The organism is Actinoplanes sp. HUAS TT8, assembly GCF_051380535.1.
GTDB lineage: Bacteria > Actinomycetota > Actinomycetes > Mycobacteriales > Micromonosporaceae > Actinoplanes.
The window spans coordinates 4,586,039-4,603,053 of the sequence record NZ_CP195646.1; the positions used below are offsets into that span (position 1 = coordinate 4,586,039).

Consider the following 17,015-nt stretch of genomic DNA (forward strand, 5'->3'; position numbering starts at 1 on the left):
ATGCATGTGGGATACACACCGGAGCAGGAGAAGCTCCGTCAGGAGCTACGGGCGTACTTCGCCGGCCTGATGACGCCGGATCTGCGGGCGGCGCTCACCGACGACGACGGCGAATACGGCGACGGCGAGGCCTACCGGTCGGTCGTGCGCCGGCTGGGCCGGGACGGCTGGCTGGCGCTGGGCTGGCCGGTCGAGCACGGCGGGGGCGGGCGGTCCCGGATGGATCAGCTGATCTTCGCCGACGAGGCGGCCATGGCCGGGGTCCCGGTACCGTTCCTGACGATCTACACGGTCGGTCCGACGATCGCCCGGCACGGCTCGGATCGGCAGCGGGCCGAGTTGCTGCCGCGGATCGCGGCCGGTGAGGTGCACTTCTCGATCGGCTATTCCGAGCCCGAGGCCGGCACCGATCTCGCGGCGTTGCGGACCCGCGCGGTCCGGGACGGCGACGAGTACGTGATCAACGGCCAGAAGATGTGGACCAGCCTGATCCGGTACGCGAACTACGTGTGGCTGGCCTGTCGCACCGATCCCGACGCACCCCGCCACAAGGGTCTGTCGATCCTGGTCGTGCCGACCGACGCGCCCGGGTTCTCGTGGACGCCGGTGCGCACGATGGCCGGTCCGACCACCAGCGCCACCTACTACGCCGACGTCCGGGTGCCGGTCTCCGCGCGGGTCGGCGCCGAGAACGAGGGCTGGCGGCTGATCACCGATCAGCTCAACCACGAGCGGGTCGCGCTCACCTCGGCCGCCCCCTTGCGCCGCGCGCTCGACGAGGTCACCGCGTGGGCGGTCGGGACCCGGGCGATCGAGCGGGAGTGGGTGCGGTTGCACCTGGCCCGGGTGCACGCCAAGACCGAGGTGTTGAAGCTGTTGAACTGGCGGGTGGCGGTCGGCGCGGACGGCCCACCGGCGGCGGTTCAGGCATCGGCCGGCAAGGTGTACGGCACCGAGCTCGCCGTGGAGGCGTACCGGCTGCTGATGGAGGTGCTCGGCCCGGCCGCCACGATCCGCGGCGGCGCTCCGGGCGCGCTGCTGCAGGGCCGGATCGAGCGGATGCACCGGGCGTCGCTGATCCTGACGTTCGGTGGCGGCGCCAACGAGGTGCAGCGCGACATCATCGCGGCCGGCGCGCTCGGCCTGCCGGTCAGGCGTTAGGGGCGGACGATGGACTTCGAACTGACCGAGGCGGCCCGCGATCTGGCCGCGCTGACCCGGGACCTGATCGCCTCCGGTCGTCCGTTGTGGCCGGCCCTGAACGAGGCCGGGGTGGTGAACGCGACGCTGCCGAAGGACGAGGGCGGCCAGGGGTACGGCCTGGTCGAGCAGTGCGCGGTCCTGGTCGAGCTGGGCCGGGCCGCGGCCGACGTGCCCTACCTGGAGACGGTCGCCCACCCCACGGTCGGGGTCTGCGCGGCTCAGCTCGGGGTGGTCGAGCGCGCCCTGGAGATGACCGCCGGGTACGCCCGGTCCCGGGTCCAGTTCGGCCGCCCGATCGGCTCGTTCCAGGCGGTCGCGCAGCGGCTGGCCGACGCCCACATCGACGTCGAGGCGCTGCGCCTCACGATGTGGCAGGCCGCCTGGTCGCGGACCGAGGCCGACGTCGCCACCGCGGGCTTCTGGGCGGCCGAGGCCGGTCACCGGGTGCTGCACACCGCGGTTCACCTGCACGGCGGTGTCGGGCTCGACCTCGAGTATCCGCTGCACCGTTACTTCCTGGCCGCGAAGCGCCACGAGTTCCTGCTCGGCGGGGCCACCCGGCAGTTGCTGGCGCTGGCCGACACCTTCCCGGTGGAATTAGAACAGGTTACAGTTCGAGGATGAAGTTCAGCCTCGGCATCGCGCTCAGCCCCCTCGACCAGCTCATCGATCTGGCGCGGACCGCCGAGGAGTGCGGTTTCGCGTCGATCGCGCTGCCCGACTCGCTCTTCTACTCCGAGGAGGTCAGCGCGAAATATCCGTACACCTCGGACGGGAGCCGTTTCTGGTCGGCCGACACACCCTGGTCGGATCCGCTCGTCACGGCCGCCGCGCTGGGCGCCGCCACCAGCCGCATCCGGTTCTACACCCAGGTGCTCAAGCTCGGCCCGCGCAACCCGGTGCTCCTCGCCCGCCAGGTCGGATCGGTCGCGCACCTGACCGGCAACCGGTTCGGCCTGGGTGTCGGGCTCGGCTGGTCGCCGGAGGAGTCGCTGTGGTGCGGCGCCCCGTTCGCCGACCGGGGGGCCCGCGGCGACGAGGCGATCGAGGTGCTGAAGCTGATCCTGGGCGGCGGCACGGTCGAGTTCCACGGCAAGCACTTCGACTTCGGCCGGCTGCAGATGAGCCCGGCCCCCACCGCACCGGTCCCGATCTACGTGGGTGGTCACGCCGACGTCGCGCTGCGCCGGGCCGCCCGGGCCGGCGACGGCTGGTCGTCGGCGATGATGCGCTTCGACGACCTGCGCGCGACCATCGCCCGCCTGGCCGAGCTGCGAGCCGAGTACGGCCGGGCCGATCAGCCCTTCGAGATCCAGGCGGTCTGCGTCGACCGTTTCGGGCTGGACGGTTTCCGCCAGCAGGCCGACGCCGGCGTGACCGACGCGATCGTGGTGCCGTGGCGTTTCTACGGCACCGGCTTCGACGGCCCGCTGTCGGCCAAGAAGGACGGCCTGCGCCGCTTCGCCGACGAGGTGATCGCCGAGTTCAGCTGAACGCGGCGTCCACGTCCGCGCCGGTCAGGCCGAAGTCGGCCAGGTCGTAGCGATGCGCCGGCCCGTTCCGGCCGGTCCTCGGTGCGGTCATCGCCGCCCGGGCGGCCGCGCTCAGCGGCACGCCCAGGCGCTGGTAGATCCTCTCGACCGTGGCGATCGGGTCGGCCACGAAGTCGTCGTAGTCGACGTCGACGAAGTGGGCCGGGTCGTGCCGGGCCCGATCGGCCGCGAACGTGCGCAGCCCGCGCGACCACAGTGCGAGCTGCGCCCGCCCGAGCACCTCACCCCGGAACACCGTGGACCATCCGGCCGATGCCTGCGCGTTGAGGCTGCACACCGAGGCGATCACGGTCCGCGGCGCGCGATGGGTCTGGATCACCACGGCGTCCGGGTACGCATCCAGCAGCGCGTCCAGCGCGAACAGGTGGCTGGGGTTCTTCAGCACCCAGCGCCGTTCCGGGTCGTGCAGGCCGATGAGTTCCAGGTTGCGCCGGTGGCGCCGATACGCGGCGGTCCAGTCCTGCCCGGCCAGCCACGCCGAGTAGCCCGGGATCCGGGCCAGGCACTCGAACGACACCGACGTCATCGACTGCCGCAGCAGCCGCCAGCACTCCTCGACCTGGTCGGCCGCGGTCCAGTGCGCCCCCGCGAACGACGGATGCTCCGCATGGTGCTGCTCATATCCCGCCCGCAACATCGCGTAGACCGGGTTCTCCTCCCACATCGACCGTGGCGGGCGCGGCTGCGGCGCCTCGGTCAGCCACAGCTCCAGGCCCTGATGGGCCGGGTCGGCGGTGAGCAGCCGGTGCAACGCGGTGGTCCCGGTGCGCGGCAGCCCGGTCACGAAGACCGGCCGCACGACCGGCGCCCGCTGCGGGAACTGCTTCCACGCGGCCTCGCTGAGCAGGCGGGAAATCAGCGCTGCGCGCATCAACCCCCTGCTCATCCTGCTGCCGTCCGGGGTCAGGCTTGCTTCTTTCCCGTACGAGGTCAGCAGCACCCCCATCCCTTCGAGGTGGTCGTCCCCGCCGAAGTCGTCGAGGCCGGTAAGCCGGGTCGCCGACGCGTGCAGGTCCTCGATCGTGCCGACGTCGGTGCGCGTGCTGCGCATATCCGCCTCCCGAACCGAGCCGTCAGTGGTGGAATTCGCCGCAGTTGACGTCCAGGCACTGCCCGGTGATGCCGCGGGCCAGCCCGGAGAGCAGGAACAGCACGGCGTCGGCGACCTCGTCGGGTTCGGGCAGGCGGCGCAGGTCGGTGGTGGCGGCGATCTCGTCGTAGATCTGCCGGGGTGGCACCTCGCGCTGGGCCGCCTGGTAGTCGAACCACATGCGCAGACTGTCGGCCCAGATCCAGCCGGGCGCCACCGAGTTGACCCGCACCCCTTTCGGGCCGAGTTCGCTCGCCAGGTTCTGCGCGACCGCCAGCAGGCCGGCCTTGGCCAGCTTGTACGGCCCGAACGGGTGCCGCGAGTGCCGCAGCACGGCCGAGTTGACCATGACGACCGCGCCGCCGGACTCGATCAGGGCGGGCGTGAGCAGCCGGGTCAGTCGCAGCGCGGCCAGCACGTTGGCGTCGAAGCTCGTCCGCAGGTCGTCCAGGTCGACCTTGCCCAGGCTGCGCATCGGCGGCATCACGAACGCGTTGTTGACCAGTCCGTCGACACGGCCGAACTCGTCGAGGGCGGCCCGCACGAGCGTGGCGGCGGCGTCATCGTCGGCCAGGTCGGTGGGCACGACGAGCGCGCGGCGGCCGGCCGCGGTCACCTTGCCGGCCACCTCGGCCAGGTAGGACTCGGTGCGGGCGACCAGGACCACATCGGCGCCGTGCCGGGCGGCCCGGACCGCGACCGCCTGGCCCAGTCCGGGTCCGACCCCGGCGACCAGGACGACCTTGTCGGTGAGCACGGTTCAGCCCAGCATCCGGGCCGCGGTGGCGGCCTGCCGGGCGGCGATCCGTTCCCGCCACGCGGCCGGGGTGATCGGCTCGTGGTACGGCAACTGTTTGGGCAGGTCGTCGACGGCGATCAGGTCGACCCGGGGGCCGTCGGCCGCGGTGAGCGAGCGGGACAGGCGCTGCCAGCGCAGTTGCACGTAGCCGCGGTCGTGACCGGTGCGCTCGATCCAGTTGGCCACGCCCGGGTCGCGCTCGCTGATCACGTACCGGATCATGCCGTCCGGGTCGATCCGCGCCTGCGGGACCGTGAGGCTGGTCTGGTGGTTGGCGTAGTCCAGCGAGACGTACCACATGCTGCCGAGCTGCAGCCCCTGGTAGGGCGCGTCGGAGACCGGGACGGTGACGACCATGGCCTGCTCGTCGGCGAGCTCGTAGTGCCCGACCGAGGAGTACTGCGTGGACAGGCCGCCCGGGGTCGGGCGGGGCGAGGTCAGCGTGTTGACCGGCAGGTTCAGGTAGAAGCGCTCGGCGAAGGCGAGGAACGTGCGGATCCGTCCGACGAGCATCTTGCCCGCCACGGCGTACCGTCGGGTCAGTAATTCCTGCGTGAGTGGCGCGGGCCCGGCGCCGACGCGATCGGCCCGGTGGATGCGCAGCATCCCGGGCTGTTCGGTCGCCCAGTCGCTGAACACCTCGCGCACCACCAGCATGGCCGAGCCGGGGGCCAGCGAGAACGCGTTGCGGCCGCTCAGGCCCGGCCCGAACCGGAGTTCGAAGCTTCCGTCGGCGTCGATGTCGATCGCCCGGTCGTCGAACGCGGCCAGGCTGTCCGGCACGTCGACCGGCGAGTAGGAGCCGTCGAGGATCTGGAAACTCAGGTCGGTGGTGCTGCCGCGGCGGCCGGTCACCACATACTCGGCGTCGTCGCGCAACCAGGCGTGGAAATACAGAGTGTCCGGATTATCCAGACCCATTTTGGTGTACGGACCGGTGGAGCGCACGAAGTACGGAAAGTCCCGGTCGTAGGCCCAGGCCATCTGGATCGAGGCCCGGATGCCGCCGGCCAGATAGTCGTGGCCCTCGACCAGGTCCTGCTCGCCGCGCAGATGGGGGGCTTCGGCGATGACGCGCTCGGCCTGCGCGACGGCTTGGGCGAACGGCTCGGTAAGCACGACTCATGCTAGAACGCGTTCTAACTTCGGGTCAACGTCGGTTCATCGGACGCTTGACCGGCGTTAGAACGTGTTTCACTCTTGGGCTCATGCGCGCGTATCGGATGACCGGCTGGGACCGCCCGCCGGAGCACTGCGAGGTGGCCGAGCCGGCGCCCGGGCCGGGACAGGTCCTGGTCCGGGTCGCCGGGTGCGGGCTGTGCCGCTCCGACCTGACCATGCGGCGGATGCCCCGGGCGGCGGGCGAGCGCCTCGGCTGGCGGATGCCGTTCACGCTCGGGCACGAGACGGCCGGGTGGCTGCCCGACGGGACGCCGGTCGCCCTGGTCACGGCCGCCTCCTGCGGCACCTGCCGGCTCTGCGTGCGCGGGATGGACAACGCCTGCCCGCGCGGGCTGACCGGCCGCGGGTACGGCCTGGACGGTGGGCTGGCCGACTACGTGGTGGCCGACCGCCGCGGGGTGCTGCCGCTGGGCGGGCTGGATCCGCGGCACGCCGGGCCGCTCACCGACGCGGGTGCGACCGCCTATCACGCGGTGCGACGGGCCCGGCCGCGGATCGCACCCGGCGGCACCGCGGTGGTGGTCGGTGCGGGCGGACTGGGCGCGTTCGCCGTGCAGTTCCTGCGGATCCTGACCGGCGCGCGGGTGGTCGCCGTGGACGTCTCGGACAGCCGGCGCGCGTACGCGGAGTCGGTCGGTGCCCACTCCTGCCTCGACGCGGCGACCTCCCTGACCGGAAAGGCGGATGTCGTGCTCGACTTCGTCGGCACCGACGAGACGATCGGGGCCGGGATCGCCGCGGTCCGGCCCGGCGGGGCGTACGGGCTGATCGGCTCGGCCGGCGGACGTCTGCAACGCCCGTGGTTCGGGACGCTGCCCGCGGACGGCGAGGTGTTCACGTTCCAGGGCTCGTCGATCGCCGACGCGCAGGAGGTGATCGCCCTGGCCGGGGCCGGGCTGATCCGCAATCAGGTCCAGGAATTCCCCTTCGACAGGACCACCGAGGCGTACGAGATGCTGGCGGCCGGCACGCTCACCGGCCGCGCCGTCGTCGTCCTCAGTTGATCAGCTTGCCGAGGCGGGCCAGGGTCTCGTCGGCCTCGGCGACCAGGTCGGCCATCACGTCGGCGACCGGCCGGACCTCGTTCATCCGGCCGACGATCTGACCGACCGGCATCGGGACGACGCTCGGATCGCCGGACTCCATCAGCCGGGTGTGTGCCTCGGCGACCAGGAGGTTCTGCAGCGGCATGGGCAGCGGACGCGGTGCCTGCTCGTCGCTCCACGCATCGGTCCAGCGGTTGCGCAGCAGCCGGGCCGGTTTTCCGGAGTAGATCCGGCTGCGCACGGTGTCCGACGAGCCGGCCCTGAGCAGCGCCTCGCGCAGCGCCGGGGCGCTCTGATACTCGGCCGTGCCGAGCCAGACCGAGCCCATCCACACGCCGCGAGCGCCGAGCGCGAGGGCGGCCGCGACCTGCCGTCCGCTGCCGATCCCGCCCGCGGCCAGCACCGGCACGTCCTCGCCCACCGCGTCGACCACCTCGGGCACCAGGACCATGCTGGCGATCTCGCCGGTGTGCCCGCCGGCCTCGTAGCCCTGGGCGACCACGATGTCGACGCCGCCGGCGACGTGGCTGCGGGCGTGACCGGCCCGGCCCGCGAGGGCGGCGACCAGGACGCCGTGGTCGTGGGCGCGGGCGATCACGTCGGCCGGCGGCGGGCCGAGCGCGTTGGCGATCAACCGGATCGGGTGGTTCAGGGCGACCTCGACGTGCGAGCGGGCCACCGAGTGCAGCCAGCCGAGCACGCCGGCCCGCCGCTCCGCGTCGACGTCCAGCGGGGGCACGCCCAGGCGCAGCAGGGTTCGCTCGACGAAGTCGCGGTGTCCCTCGGGGATCATCCGGTCGAGGTCGACGGCGACGCCCTCGGTGGGTTCATGGCTGGGCATGACGACGTCGACGCCGTACGGGAAACCCTGGGTTTGATCGTCGAGCCACCTCAGGACCGATTCGAGTTCGTCGGGGTCGTTGAACCGGACGCAGCCGAGCACGCCCAGGCCGCCGGCCCGGCTGATCGCGGCGACCACCTGCTCGGACGGGCTGAAGCCGACCACCGGGTACTTGATGCCGAGACGTTCGCACAGGTCAGTCCGCATGGGTGGGCTCCTCGGCCGGGTGCTCGGAGGCGTACTGATGGGCCCAGCGGTAGTCGGCCTTGCCGCTGATCGTGCGGTGGATCTCGGTGACCAGCCAGACCGCGCGGGGCACCTTGTAGCCGGCGATCCGCTCGCGCAGGTGCTCCTCGACGGCGGCCAGGTCGAGCTTCGCCGACGGACGGGCCTGCACGAGTGCGGCCACCCGCTGGCCCAGCCGCTCGTCCGGGACGCCGATGACCAGGGCGTCGAAGACGTCGGGGTGGGTCTTGAGCGCGCCCTCGACCTCCTCCGGGAAGACCTTCTCGCCGCCGGTGTTGACGCACGTGCTGCCCCGCCCGAGCAGGGTGATCGTGCCGTCCTCCTCCAGCCGCGCCAGATCGCCCGGGAACGCGTACCGGACGCCGTCCACGTCGGCCAGCAGGGCGGCGGTCTTCTCCGGGTCGTTGTGATAGCCGAGCGGGAGGTAGCCGCTCTTGGCCAGCCGGCCGACCCCGCCGGGCGGCACCGGACGGTTGTCGTCCCCGAGCACCACGGTGTCCGGGCCGGGCATGACGCGCGGGTCCTCGATCGCGCCGCCGGGCACGTCGGCGACCACGCCGAGCCCGGTGAAGCCGGTCTCGGAGGCGCCGATCGCGTCGGTGACCAGCACGTTCGGCAGCAGTTCGAGGTACTGCCGCTTGACCACCGGGGAGAACAGGGCGCCGCTGGATGAGACCGCGACGACCGACGAGCCGTCGTAGCCGCCGGACGCGAACGCCTCGATCAGCGGGCGGGCCATCGCATCACCGATCAGCACGACCACGTTGACCCGGCGCCGGTCGACGGTCCGCCAGATCTCGTGCGCGTCGAAGTGCGGCAGCATCACCACGGTGTCGCCGGCGAACAGGGCCATCAGGGCGGCCCACTGCGCGTTGCCGTGGATCAGCGGGGCCAGGCAGAGCCGGACCATGCCGTCGGCGCCGAGGCCGCGCTGCGACTGCTGCCACTCGTCGTCCAGGGGGATGCCGGTCATGAAGTCGACGCCGCCGCCGAGCGCACGCCAAACGTCCTCGTGCCGCCAGAGCACGCCCTTCGGGTATCCGGTGGTGCCGCCGGTGTAGAGCAGGTAGAGGTCGTCGGCCGAGCGCTCACCGAAGTCCCGGCCCGGGTCGCCGGCCGCGTCCTCGTACGGGACGCCGTCGGCCTCACCGCCGGTGCCGTCGGGCAGCACCACCACGGTGCGCAGGCCGGGCACGGTGGGCAGCACGGCCGCGACCCGGTGCGCGAAACGACGGTCGTGGATCAGGGCGGTCAGGCCGGCGTCGGCGAAGAGAAAATGTAACTCGTTCTCGACGTACCGGAAGTTGACGTTGACGACCGCGGCGCGCAGCTTGTAGATGGCGAGCATGGCCACCACGGCCTCGATCGAGTTGCCGGCGTACAGCCCGACGTGGTCACCGGGCGCGACTCCGCGATCATGCAGGAAGTGCGCCAGGCGGTTGGCTTGCCCCTCCAACTCGGCGTAGCTGATCTCCTGCTCGCCGAAGCACACCGCGGTCCGCGGCCCGAAGGCGTCGACCGCGTGCTCGAACAGGTCCGCAATATTTGCCGCCATCATCAGAAAGTAGAACCTGTTATCGTTCCTGGCAAGGACTCGGCTAGGGGGCACTTGTGGAGCCGCACGCGATCGTCGACCAGCGCGGACCGATCCTGATCGTCACGATGAACCGGCCGCGGGTCCGCAACGCGCTCTCGGCCGAGATGATGGCGATCATGCGGGACGCCTGGGACCGGGTCGACGACGATCCGGAGATCCGGGTCGCCGTGCTGACCGGGGCCGGGGGCGCGTTCTGCGCCGGGGCCGACCTGCGGGCCATGACGTCGTCCCACCCCGGGGACACCTTCGACGGCGCCGACCTGTCACGGATCGACGCGCTGCTCAAAGGCCGGCGGCTCAGCAAACCGCTGATCGCCGCCGTCGAAGGGCCGGCCGTGGCCGGCGGAACCGAGATCCTGCAGGCCACGGATGTACGCGTGGCCGGTGCGAGCGCGCGGTTCGCGGTGTCCGAGGCGCGGTGGGGACTGTTCCCGCTCGGGGGCTCGGCTGTGCGGTTGGTGCGGCAGATCCCGTACACCATCGCGGTGGAAATGCTGGTCACCGGGAGGCAACTGAGCGCATCCGAAGCTCGGGACGCCGGACTGATCGGTCACGTGGTGGCAGATGGAGAGGCACTCGGCAAAGCCCTCGAACTGGCCGAGATGATCGCGGCCAACGGGCCCGTCGCCGTGCAGGCCATCCTGCGGACCATCCGGGAGACCGAAGGGCTGGCCGAGAACGACGCGTTCGCCGTGGAGTCGAAGATCGGGATGGCGGTGTTCCGGAGCGAAGACGCGAAAGAGGGGCCGCGCGCCTTCATCGAGAAGCGCACCCCGCAATTCAAAGGACGCTGACCTGGATCTTCAGCGGTGCTCCAAGCAGTAGGGGGCTCCGGCCGGATCGAGCAAGACGGGCCCGTGCGGGCCGGCGCCGACGAAAGTGGCACCGAGCCGCTCATGCCGGGCCCGGGTGGCCGAGACCTCCGAGCAGGCGACGTCGAGATGGGCGGAGGCCGGCTGCTCTCCATCGAGCCGGTGCAGGCGAAGACCGATCGGAATCGGGCCGGTGGGCCGCAGCCGGGCGTGGGCACCGTCGACCGGCCACCCGGTCAGCGTCGCCCAGAAGGCCAGCTCGGCGTCGAACTCGGACGGTGCCAGGTCGAGGCACACCTGATCCACCCGGGTGAGCGTTTCCCGACGGTGCTCCCCCTTCCATGCGGCGACACAGAACGCCAGCCCGGCCGGCGAGGTCAGCACCTGCCAGGAGCCGTGGTCGGCGGACACCGTGGCACCCGCCGCCGTGGCCTGCCGGACGAACGCGTCCGGGTCGCCCACCGAGAAATCCAGGTGGATGCCGGGCGGACCGTCCAGCACACCCTGCACCAACAGCCAGTCGTCCACGTCGGGCCGGCGCAACTCGATGAACCGGTCATGCTTCACCGGCTGGGCGACAGTGCCGGACACCGCCGCCCAGAACCGGGCTGCCTCGTCCACCTTGCCGAACGGGCGATCGATCACCGCGACCACCCAGTGGATGTCCGTGCCCACACTGACCCCCTCGCCATCGGCATCAACGACAGGCGCCCGGGCTGCCCATCCGCAGCAGCATTGTCGCAACCACCGGCCGGTCTCCCCTTGCCGAGCCCCTCGACCGGGAAGGGCGGCGGGCCAGTCAGGCGGTGCCTCCGGCCCGCTGAACCCGGAGGTGTGGTGGGGGCGGTAGGTTCGCGGTCATGAGCGAGACGCCACTGTCGGATGTCATGGCTGAGCATGTGCGGGACGAGGATGCGGCGACCTATGAGCGGTTCGTCGTGCTCTTCCGGTCGTCCATCGTCGGTGTCCGGGTCAGCGGGACTCCGGTGCCGGACGGGCAAGGGGGCTTGGTGTCCGACGGGTCGGTCGGTGTGGGCCGGACCGATTACGGCGATGGGCAGTGGCGGCTGCTCACGTTCGCCGATCCGGAGGCTTTCGCCCGTAAGTACGGGCCGCAGTTCAACGCGGGCATGTCGGGTGAGGCGCTGCTGGGTATCGCGGCCGGTGACCCGGAGTGTCAGGGCATCCTGGTGAACAGCGCGATCCACGACAACAGCGTCATCATCAGCAAGGAGACCGCCGCCGCGTTGATCTCCGATACCGAGTAGGGACACCCCGGCGGACTCAGATGGCGCGGTCTCGGCCGGACCAGTAGGGGTCCCGGAGGAGGCGTTTGTAGAGTTTGCCGTTGGGGTCGCGGGGCAGCTCATCGACGTACTCGATGGTTCTGGGGAGTTTGAACTTGGCCACCCGGGCGGTGAGGAATTCCAGCAGCTCAGCGGTCAGGGACGGGCCGGCCGCAGCGCCCGGGGAGGGCTGGATCACCGCTTTGATCTCCTCGCCCCACTCGTCGTGGGGGATGCCGAAGACGGCGACGTCGGCGACGGCCGGGTGGCCGGCCAGTTCGTTCTCGATCTCGGCGGGGTAGACGTTGACGCCGCCGGTGATGATGACGTCGCTCTTGCGGTCGCAGAGGTAGAGGTAGCCGTCGTCATCCAGGTATCCGATGTCACCGACGGTGAACATGCGGTGGTGCCAGGACCGGCGGGTCTTCTCGGCGTCGCCCAGGTATTCGAAGGTGGCGTCGCCCATCTGCAGGTACACCGTGCCGGGTTCGCCGGGCGGGGCGTCGGAACCGTCGGCGTCGAGCACGCGGACCCGGGAACCGGGCCAGGCCTGGCCGACCGATCCGGGGCGTTTGAGCCAGTCGGCCGCGGTGATCAGGGTGCCGCCGCCCTCGCTGGCCGCGTAGTATTCGACCACCACCGGACCCCACCAGTCCAGCATCCGGCGTTTGACCTCGTGCGGGCAGGGCGCGGCGCCGTGGATCATCACGCGCATCGAGCTCAGGTCGTGGCTCGCCCGGACCGATGCCGGTAGGGCCAGCAGGCGACGGAACTGGGTCGGCACCATGTGACTGTGAGTGACTCGATGGCGTTCGACGAGCCGTAGCATCTCGTCCGGGTCCCACCGGTCCATCACCACGACCGGATGCCCGAGCTGCAGCGAGATCACGGCGAAGTTCATCACCGCCGTGTGGTAGAGCGGCGAGCAGCACAGATGCACGTGCCCGTCATGGGGCTCAAGACCGAAAAGACCGAAAAACCACAGAGACACCTGGGGTACGGCGTCAGGGTCGGCCCCGGTCAACGGCCGCCGCACCCCTTTGGGCCGCCCGGACGTGCCCGACGTGTAGACCATCAGCGCCCCGGCGGTGCGCGGCTCGGGCCGCCCCGATCCGGGGCCGATGGCGGCGAGCGGCTCGAATCCGGGCACCTCCCCCACCGCGAGCCGCGCCGGCACCCCGGACTCCTCGGCCGCGTCCACGGCGGCCGGCGCGAACCGGGAGTGGGCGACGAACACCTCGGCGCCGCTGTCACGCAGGATGTACGCGATCTCGGCGGCGGTCAGATGCCAGTTCAGCGGCACCGAGTAGAGCCCGATCTGCATGGTCGCGAACTCGACCGCGAGCAGGTCGGCGCCGTTGGGCAACAGCATCGCCACGGTGTCGCCCGGGACCAGTCCGAGCGCCTGCAGGCCGCGCCCGATCCGGTCGGCCTCGGCGGCCAGTTCCCCGTACGTGACGACGCGCCCGTCCGGGTCGACGACCGCGGTCCCGTGCGGGTCCCGGTCCGCGATGTTCCACAGCCCGATCTCGCTCATGAGCGTCACTCTATAACGCGTTCCAGTCGCCGAACAGGCGTTAGGCAGAGGGCTTGATGCATCAACTTAGAACGTGTTTCACTGACGTACGTGGCCGCGCTCTCCGCCCCTCTCGACATCGCGTTCGACTACACGCGTTCGCTCGGTCCCGTGCTGGGCCGGTTCATGACCGGCCTGCGCGAACGGCGGGTGCTCGGCAGTCGCACGGCGGACGGCCGGGTCCACGTGCCGCCGCTGGAGTACGACCCGCTGACCCACGCCCCGGTGACCGACCTGGTCGAGGTGCGATCGACCGGCACGGTGACCAGCTGGACGTGGACCGACCGGCCGCTCGACGGGCAGCCGCTCGACCGCCCGTTCGGCTGGGCGCTGATCCGGCTCGACGGGGCCGACACGGCGCTGCTGCACGCCGTGGACGCGGGCGAACGGGCGCGGATGCGCACCGGGATGCGGGTGCGGATCCGCTGGGCGGACGAGCGGGTGGGGCACATCCGGGACATCGCGTGCTTCGAGCCCGGCCAGGACACGGTCGACCTGAGCGAGGCGGGCGGCGAGCCGGTCACGGTCATGACGACACCGATCCGGCTGTCGTACACGCACACCGCCTCCGACGACGAGAGCCGCTACCTGCGGGCTCTCGCCGAGGGACGGCTGATCGGGCAGCGCTGCCCGATCTGTCGCAAGGTCTACGTGCCGCCCCGGGTCTGCCCGGCCGACGGGGTGCCCACCGAGGAGGAGGTGGCGATCGGCGACCACGGGACGGTGACGACGTTCTGCGTGGTCAACGTGCCTTTCGCCGGGCAGCGCCTCGAACCGCCGTACGTCGTCGCGCAGATTCTTCTGGAAGGCGCGGACATCCCGATCCCCCATCTGATCCTCGGACTGCCGGCCGACCAGGTGCGGATGGGCATGCGGGTGGCCGCGGTCTGGCGCGAGCCGGAGAGCTGGACGACGAGCCCGGAGAACATCGCGCACTTCCGGCCGACCGGGGAGCCGGACGCGCCCTACGAGTCGTTTCAGGAGCATCTGTGAGTACGGACGTCGCGGTCATCGGGTTCGCGCAGGCGCCCTGCCTTCCGTCGGCCGGCACCACGAGTGGCGTCGAGACCCTGGTCCCGGTGTTCCGGCGCGCGCTGGCCGACGCGCGGCTGGATCGGCGCGAGGTGGACTTCTGGTGCTCGGGGTCGTCGGACTACCTGGCCGGGCGGGCGTTCTCGTTCGTCAACGCGGTCGACGCGATCGGGGCGTGCCCGCCGATCGGCGAGTCGCACGTGGAGATGGACGCGGCGTGGGCGTTCTACGAGGCGTACGTCAAGATTCTGGCCGGAGAGGCGGAAACCGCTCTGGTGTACGGGTTCGGCAAGGCGTCCGCCGGCCGGCTGCGGCGGGTGCTCGCGCTGCAGCTCGACCCGTACGTGGCCGCGCCGCTGTGGCCGGACTCGGTGAGCGTGGCCGCACTGCAGGCGCGGTGCGCGCTGAACGCCGGGATCGTCAGCGAGCGGGCGATGGCCGAGGTGGCGGTGCGCAGTCGTGCCGACGCGGCGGCCAACCCGTACGCGCAAGTTTTTGGTGTCTTTGACGTTGATGATCTTCTCGGTGGAGCCTATGTGGCCGATCCGCTGCGGGGGCACGACTGCCCGCCGGTCTCGGACGGTGCGGCGGCGCTGGTGCTCGCGGCCGGTGATCGGGCCCGCCGGCAGCCGCGGCGCGCGTGGATCAGCGGGATGGCGCACCGGATCGACGCGCCCGGGCTCGGCGAGCGCGACCTGACACGAGTCCCGTCGGCGACCGGAGCGGCCGAGGCCGCCGGGCTGGGCGGTGATCTCGACGTGGCCGAGCTGCATGCCCCGTTCACCCATCAGGAGCTGCTGCTACGGGCCGCCCTCGATCTGGACGAGTCGGTGCGGATCAATCCGTCCGGTGGGGCGCTGTGCGGAAACCCGATGTTCTCGGCCGGGCTGGCCCGCATCGGTTCGGCGGCCGAACAGGTGATGTCCGGGCGGGCGCGACGGGCGGCCGGGCACGCGACGAGCGGACCGGCGCTGCAGCAGAACCTCGTCTGTGTGCTGGAGGCGTCATGATCCGCGCGGCCGTGCTGGGCACCGGGCAGACACACCACCGGACGCGGCGCACCGACGTGTCGATGGCCGGGCTGTGCCGGGAGGCGATCGACCGGGCCCTCGACGACGCCGGGGTGGACTGGCCGCAGATCGACGCGGTGGTGGTCGGGAAGGCGCCCGACCTGTTCGAGGGCGTGATGATGCCCGAACTGTTCCTGGCCGACGCGCTCGGGGCGGTCGGGCGTCCGCTGTTGCGGGTGCACACGGCCGGCTCGGTCGGCGGCGCGACCGCGAACGTGGCGACGACACTGGTGCGGGCCGGAGTGCATCGGCGCGTGCTGGCCGTGGCGTTCGAGAAACAGTCCGAGTCGAACGCGATGTGGGCGCTGTCGATCCAGCCGCCGTTCACCGCGCCGATCGGGGCCGGGGCGGGCGGATACTTCGCGCCGCACATCCGGTCGTACATCCGGCGGGCGCACGCGCCTGGGCACATCGGGGCGCTCGTGGCCGTCAAAGATCGGCGGAACGGGGCGCTCAATCCGTACGCCCACCTGCGGCAGCCGGACATCACCGTGGAATCGGTGCAGGCGTCGACGATGCTGTGGGACCCGGTCCGCTACGACGAGACCTGCCCGTCGTCGGACGGGGCCTGCGCCATGGTGATCGGCGACCAGGCCGCGGCCGAGGCGTCGGCCCGCCCGGTCGCGTGGATCCGGGCCACCGCGATGCGGACCGAACCGACGTTCTTCGCCGGCAAGGACCACGTGAACCCGCGAGCCGGCGCCGACGCGGCGGCCGCCCTGTGGCGGGCCGCCGGCATCACCGACCCCCTGGAAGAGATCGACGTCGCCGAGATCTACGTGCCGTTCTCCTGGTTCGAACCGATGTGGCTGGAGAACCTGGGCTTCACCGAGGCCGGGCACGGCTGGAAACTCGTCGAAGCGGGCGAGACCCGGCTCGGCGGGCGGCTACCGGTCAACCCGTCCGGCGGGGTGCTCTGCTCCAACCCGATCGGCGCGTCCGGGATGCTGCGCTTCGCCGAAGCGGCCATGCAGGTGATGGGCCGGGCCGGGGAACACCAGGTGGACGGGGCTCGGACGGCGCTCGGCCACGCCTACGGCGGCGGCTCCCAGTTCTTCTCGATGTGGGTGGTCAGCAGCAGCTGATCGTCAGGCGAACTTGCGGGCGGTGGACTCCAGGCGCTCGCGGTGGGCGGTCCACCCGTCGCCGGTCTCCCGCACGTTGTCGCCGGGGCGGCGCCAGCCGGCCGCACCGTCGATCAGCTCGCGGACGATGTCGGCGTGCCCGGCGTGCCGGTTCAGCTCGGCCAGCATGTGCGTCAGGATCTGGTGCAGCGTCACCGGCTCGCCGCGCCACCAGCGCACCGACCCGGGCGCGTCGACCGGCAGCGCGTCGATCGTCGCGTCGGCGTGCGCCCACACCCGATGCCACAGGTCGATGAGGTCGTCGCGGGACTCGTCGGCGGTGGCCCACATGTCCGCGTTCGGCTCGGCGTCGTCGCCCACGGCCGGCAGCGGCCCAGGGAAGGGACGGCCGAACGTCTCCCCGAAGTAGCCACCGGTCACCATGGTCACGTGCTTGACCAGGCCGAGCAGGTTCGTGCCGGTGGGGACGAGGGGGCGGCGGACGTCGTACTCGGACAGGCCGTCGAGCTTGCCGAGCAGGGCGTCGCGGGCCTCGCGCAGGTAGCGGTGCAGGGTGGCTTTGGCGTCCAGGTCAGTCATGCCGACCAGGATCCCACC

At 71.6% G+C, this 17,015-nt stretch carries 17 protein-coding genes; 9 read left to right on the forward strand and 8 right to left on the reverse strand.

Annotated elements, in window-relative coordinates:
* The 3 genes from ACSHV8_RS20710 to ACSHV8_RS20720 are packed head-to-tail and all read left to right on the forward strand — an operon-like array spanning position 1 to position 2,696.
* The gene (locus tag ACSHV8_RS20710; protein ID WP_436535382.1) at positions 1-1,161 is read left to right on the forward strand and encodes an acyl-CoA dehydrogenase family protein; all 1,161 of its coding nucleotides are present in this window, start codon (positions 1-3) and stop codon (positions 1,159-1,161) included.
* Positions 1,162-1,170: 9 nt separating this feature from the next.
* The gene (locus ACSHV8_RS20715; protein WP_436535383.1) at positions 1,171-1,827 is read left to right on the forward strand and encodes an acyl-CoA dehydrogenase family protein; all 657 of its coding nucleotides are present in this window, start codon (positions 1,171-1,173) and stop codon (positions 1,825-1,827) included.
* Positions 1,824-2,696: a TIGR03619 family F420-dependent LLM class oxidoreductase gene (locus tag ACSHV8_RS20720; protein ID WP_436535384.1), complete on the forward strand. Its 873-nt coding sequence runs from the start codon at positions 1,824-1,826 to the stop codon at positions 2,694-2,696. The genes ACSHV8_RS20715 and ACSHV8_RS20720 overlap by 4 nt, the downstream gene beginning before the upstream one ends.
* On the opposite strand, the gene ACSHV8_RS20725 is transcribed toward ACSHV8_RS20720, so the two are convergent.
* From ACSHV8_RS20725 to ACSHV8_RS20735, 3 genes are read right to left on the reverse strand one after another with little or no spacing between them, the layout of a single operon-like run.
* Positions 2,689-3,807 carry a sulfotransferase family protein gene (locus ACSHV8_RS20725; protein ID WP_436535385.1) on the reverse strand — a complete coding sequence of 373 codons (1,119 nt, stop codon included), beginning with the start codon at positions 3,805-3,807 and terminating at the stop codon, positions 2,689-2,691. The two genes, ACSHV8_RS20720 and ACSHV8_RS20725, sit on opposite strands and share 8 nt — an antisense overlap.
* 22 nt (positions 3,808-3,829) lie before the next feature.
* Entirely contained in the window at positions 3,830-4,603 is a 774-nt protein-coding gene (locus ACSHV8_RS20730; protein WP_436535386.1) for an SDR family oxidoreductase, read from the reverse strand.
* Between the two features lie 3 nt (positions 4,604-4,606).
* Complete coding sequence (locus ACSHV8_RS20735; protein WP_436535387.1) at positions 4,607-5,764, reverse strand: hypothetical protein; 1,158 nt, start codon at positions 5,762-5,764, stop codon at positions 4,607-4,609.
* 89 nt (positions 5,765-5,853) lie between these two features.
* On the opposite strand from ACSHV8_RS20735, the gene ACSHV8_RS20740 reads away from it, so the two are divergent.
* On the forward strand, positions 5,854-6,831 hold the full coding sequence (locus tag ACSHV8_RS20740) for an alcohol dehydrogenase catalytic domain-containing protein (RefSeq protein ID WP_436535388.1): 978 nt from the start codon (positions 5,854-5,856) through the stop codon (positions 6,829-6,831).
* On the opposite strand, the gene ACSHV8_RS20745 is transcribed toward ACSHV8_RS20740, so the two are convergent.
* Entirely contained in the window at positions 6,824-7,921 is a 1,098-nt protein-coding gene (locus ACSHV8_RS20745; protein ID WP_436535389.1) for an NAD(P)H-dependent flavin oxidoreductase, read from the reverse strand. The genes ACSHV8_RS20740 and ACSHV8_RS20745 overlap by 8 nt on opposite strands.
* Positions 7,911-9,515, reverse strand: coding sequence for an acyl-CoA synthetase (locus ACSHV8_RS20750; protein WP_436535390.1), 1,605 nt, complete (start codon positions 9,513-9,515; stop codon positions 7,911-7,913). The genes ACSHV8_RS20745 and ACSHV8_RS20750 overlap by 11 nt, the downstream gene beginning before the upstream one ends.
* A gap of 56 nt (positions 9,516-9,571) precedes the next feature.
* Here ACSHV8_RS20750 and ACSHV8_RS20755 point away from each other — a divergent pair, with 56 nt between their 5' ends.
* Positions 9,572-10,351: a crotonase/enoyl-CoA hydratase family protein gene (locus ACSHV8_RS20755; protein WP_436535391.1), complete on the forward strand. Its 780-nt coding sequence runs from the start codon at positions 9,572-9,574 to the stop codon at positions 10,349-10,351.
* Positions 10,352-10,360: 9 nt separating this feature from the next.
* Here the strand turns inward: ACSHV8_RS20755 and ACSHV8_RS20760 are convergent, their stop codons facing one another.
* Positions 10,361-11,044 (reverse strand): VOC family protein, encoded by a 684-nt coding sequence (locus ACSHV8_RS20760; protein WP_436535392.1) that lies wholly within the window; start codon positions 11,042-11,044, stop codon positions 10,361-10,363.
* Between the two features lie 185 nt (positions 11,045-11,229).
* Here ACSHV8_RS20760 and ACSHV8_RS20765 point away from each other — a divergent pair, with 185 nt between their 5' ends.
* A complete protein-coding gene (locus tag ACSHV8_RS20765) occupies positions 11,230-11,637 on the forward strand; it encodes a hypothetical protein (protein WP_436535393.1) in 408 nt (135 codons plus the stop codon).
* 16 nt (positions 11,638-11,653) lie between these two features.
* Here the strand turns inward: ACSHV8_RS20765 and ACSHV8_RS20770 are convergent, their stop codons facing one another.
* Positions 11,654-13,192 (reverse strand): acyl-CoA synthetase, encoded by a 1,539-nt coding sequence (locus tag ACSHV8_RS20770; RefSeq protein ID WP_436535394.1) that lies wholly within the window; start codon positions 13,190-13,192, stop codon positions 11,654-11,656.
* Positions 13,193-13,273: 81 nt separating this feature from the next.
* Here ACSHV8_RS20770 and ACSHV8_RS20775 point away from each other — a divergent pair, with 81 nt between their 5' ends.
* From ACSHV8_RS20775 to ACSHV8_RS20785, 3 genes are read left to right on the forward strand one after another with little or no spacing between them, the layout of a single operon-like run.
* Positions 13,274-14,224 (forward strand): Zn-ribbon domain-containing OB-fold protein, encoded by a 951-nt coding sequence (locus ACSHV8_RS20775; RefSeq protein WP_436536840.1) that lies wholly within the window; start codon positions 13,274-13,276, stop codon positions 14,222-14,224.
* Positions 14,221-15,273, forward strand: a complete 1,053-nt coding sequence (locus ACSHV8_RS20780) for a thiolase domain-containing protein (RefSeq protein ID WP_436535395.1) — start codon at positions 14,221-14,223, stop codon at positions 15,271-15,273. The genes ACSHV8_RS20775 and ACSHV8_RS20780 overlap by 4 nt, the downstream gene beginning before the upstream one ends.
* Positions 15,270-16,418, forward strand: a complete 1,149-nt coding sequence (locus ACSHV8_RS20785) for a thiolase domain-containing protein (protein ID WP_436535396.1) — start codon at positions 15,270-15,272, stop codon at positions 16,416-16,418. The genes ACSHV8_RS20780 and ACSHV8_RS20785 overlap by 4 nt, the downstream gene beginning before the upstream one ends.
* 3 nt (positions 16,419-16,421) lie before the next feature.
* Here ACSHV8_RS20785 and ACSHV8_RS20790 read toward each other — a convergent pair whose 3' ends face one another.
* Complete coding sequence (locus ACSHV8_RS20790; protein WP_436535397.1) at positions 16,422-16,997, reverse strand: DinB family protein; 576 nt, start codon at positions 16,995-16,997, stop codon at positions 16,422-16,424.
* Positions 16,998-17,015: the final 18 nt, after the last annotated feature.

Coding starts and splice junctions, on each gene's coding strand:
- ACSHV8_RS20710 (WP_436535382.1), top strand. CDS start 1: ATGCATGTGGGATACACACCGGAGCAGGAGAAGCTCCGTCAGGAGCTA.
- ACSHV8_RS20715 (WP_436535383.1), top strand. CDS start 1,171: ATGGACTTCGAACTGACCGAGGCGGCCCGCGATCTGGCCGCGCTGACC.
- ACSHV8_RS20720 (WP_436535384.1), top strand. CDS start 1,824: ATGAAGTTCAGCCTCGGCATCGCGCTCAGCCCCCTCGACCAGCTCATC.
- ACSHV8_RS20725 (WP_436535385.1), bottom strand. CDS start 3,807: ATGCGCAGCACGCGCACCGACGTCGGCACGATCGAGGACCTGCACGCG.
- ACSHV8_RS20740 (WP_436535388.1), top strand. CDS start 5,854: ATGCGCGCGTATCGGATGACCGGCTGGGACCGCCCGCCGGAGCACTGC.
- ACSHV8_RS20745 (WP_436535389.1), bottom strand. CDS start 7,921: ATGCGGACTGACCTGTGCGAACGTCTCGGCATCAAGTACCCGGTGGTC.
- ACSHV8_RS20750 (WP_436535390.1), bottom strand. CDS start 9,515: ATGGCGGCAAATATTGCGGACCTGTTCGAGCACGCGGTCGACGCCTTC.
- ACSHV8_RS20765 (WP_436535393.1), top strand. CDS start 11,230: ATGAGCGAGACGCCACTGTCGGATGTCATGGCTGAGCATGTGCGGGAC.
- ACSHV8_RS20770 (WP_436535394.1), bottom strand. CDS start 13,192: ATGAGCGAGATCGGGCTGTGGAACATCGCGGACCGGGACCCGCACGGG.
- ACSHV8_RS20785 (WP_436535396.1), top strand. CDS start 15,270: ATGATCCGCGCGGCCGTGCTGGGCACCGGGCAGACACACCACCGGACG.
- ACSHV8_RS20790 (WP_436535397.1), bottom strand. CDS start 16,997: ATGACTGACCTGGACGCCAAAGCCACCCTGCACCGCTACCTGCGCGAG.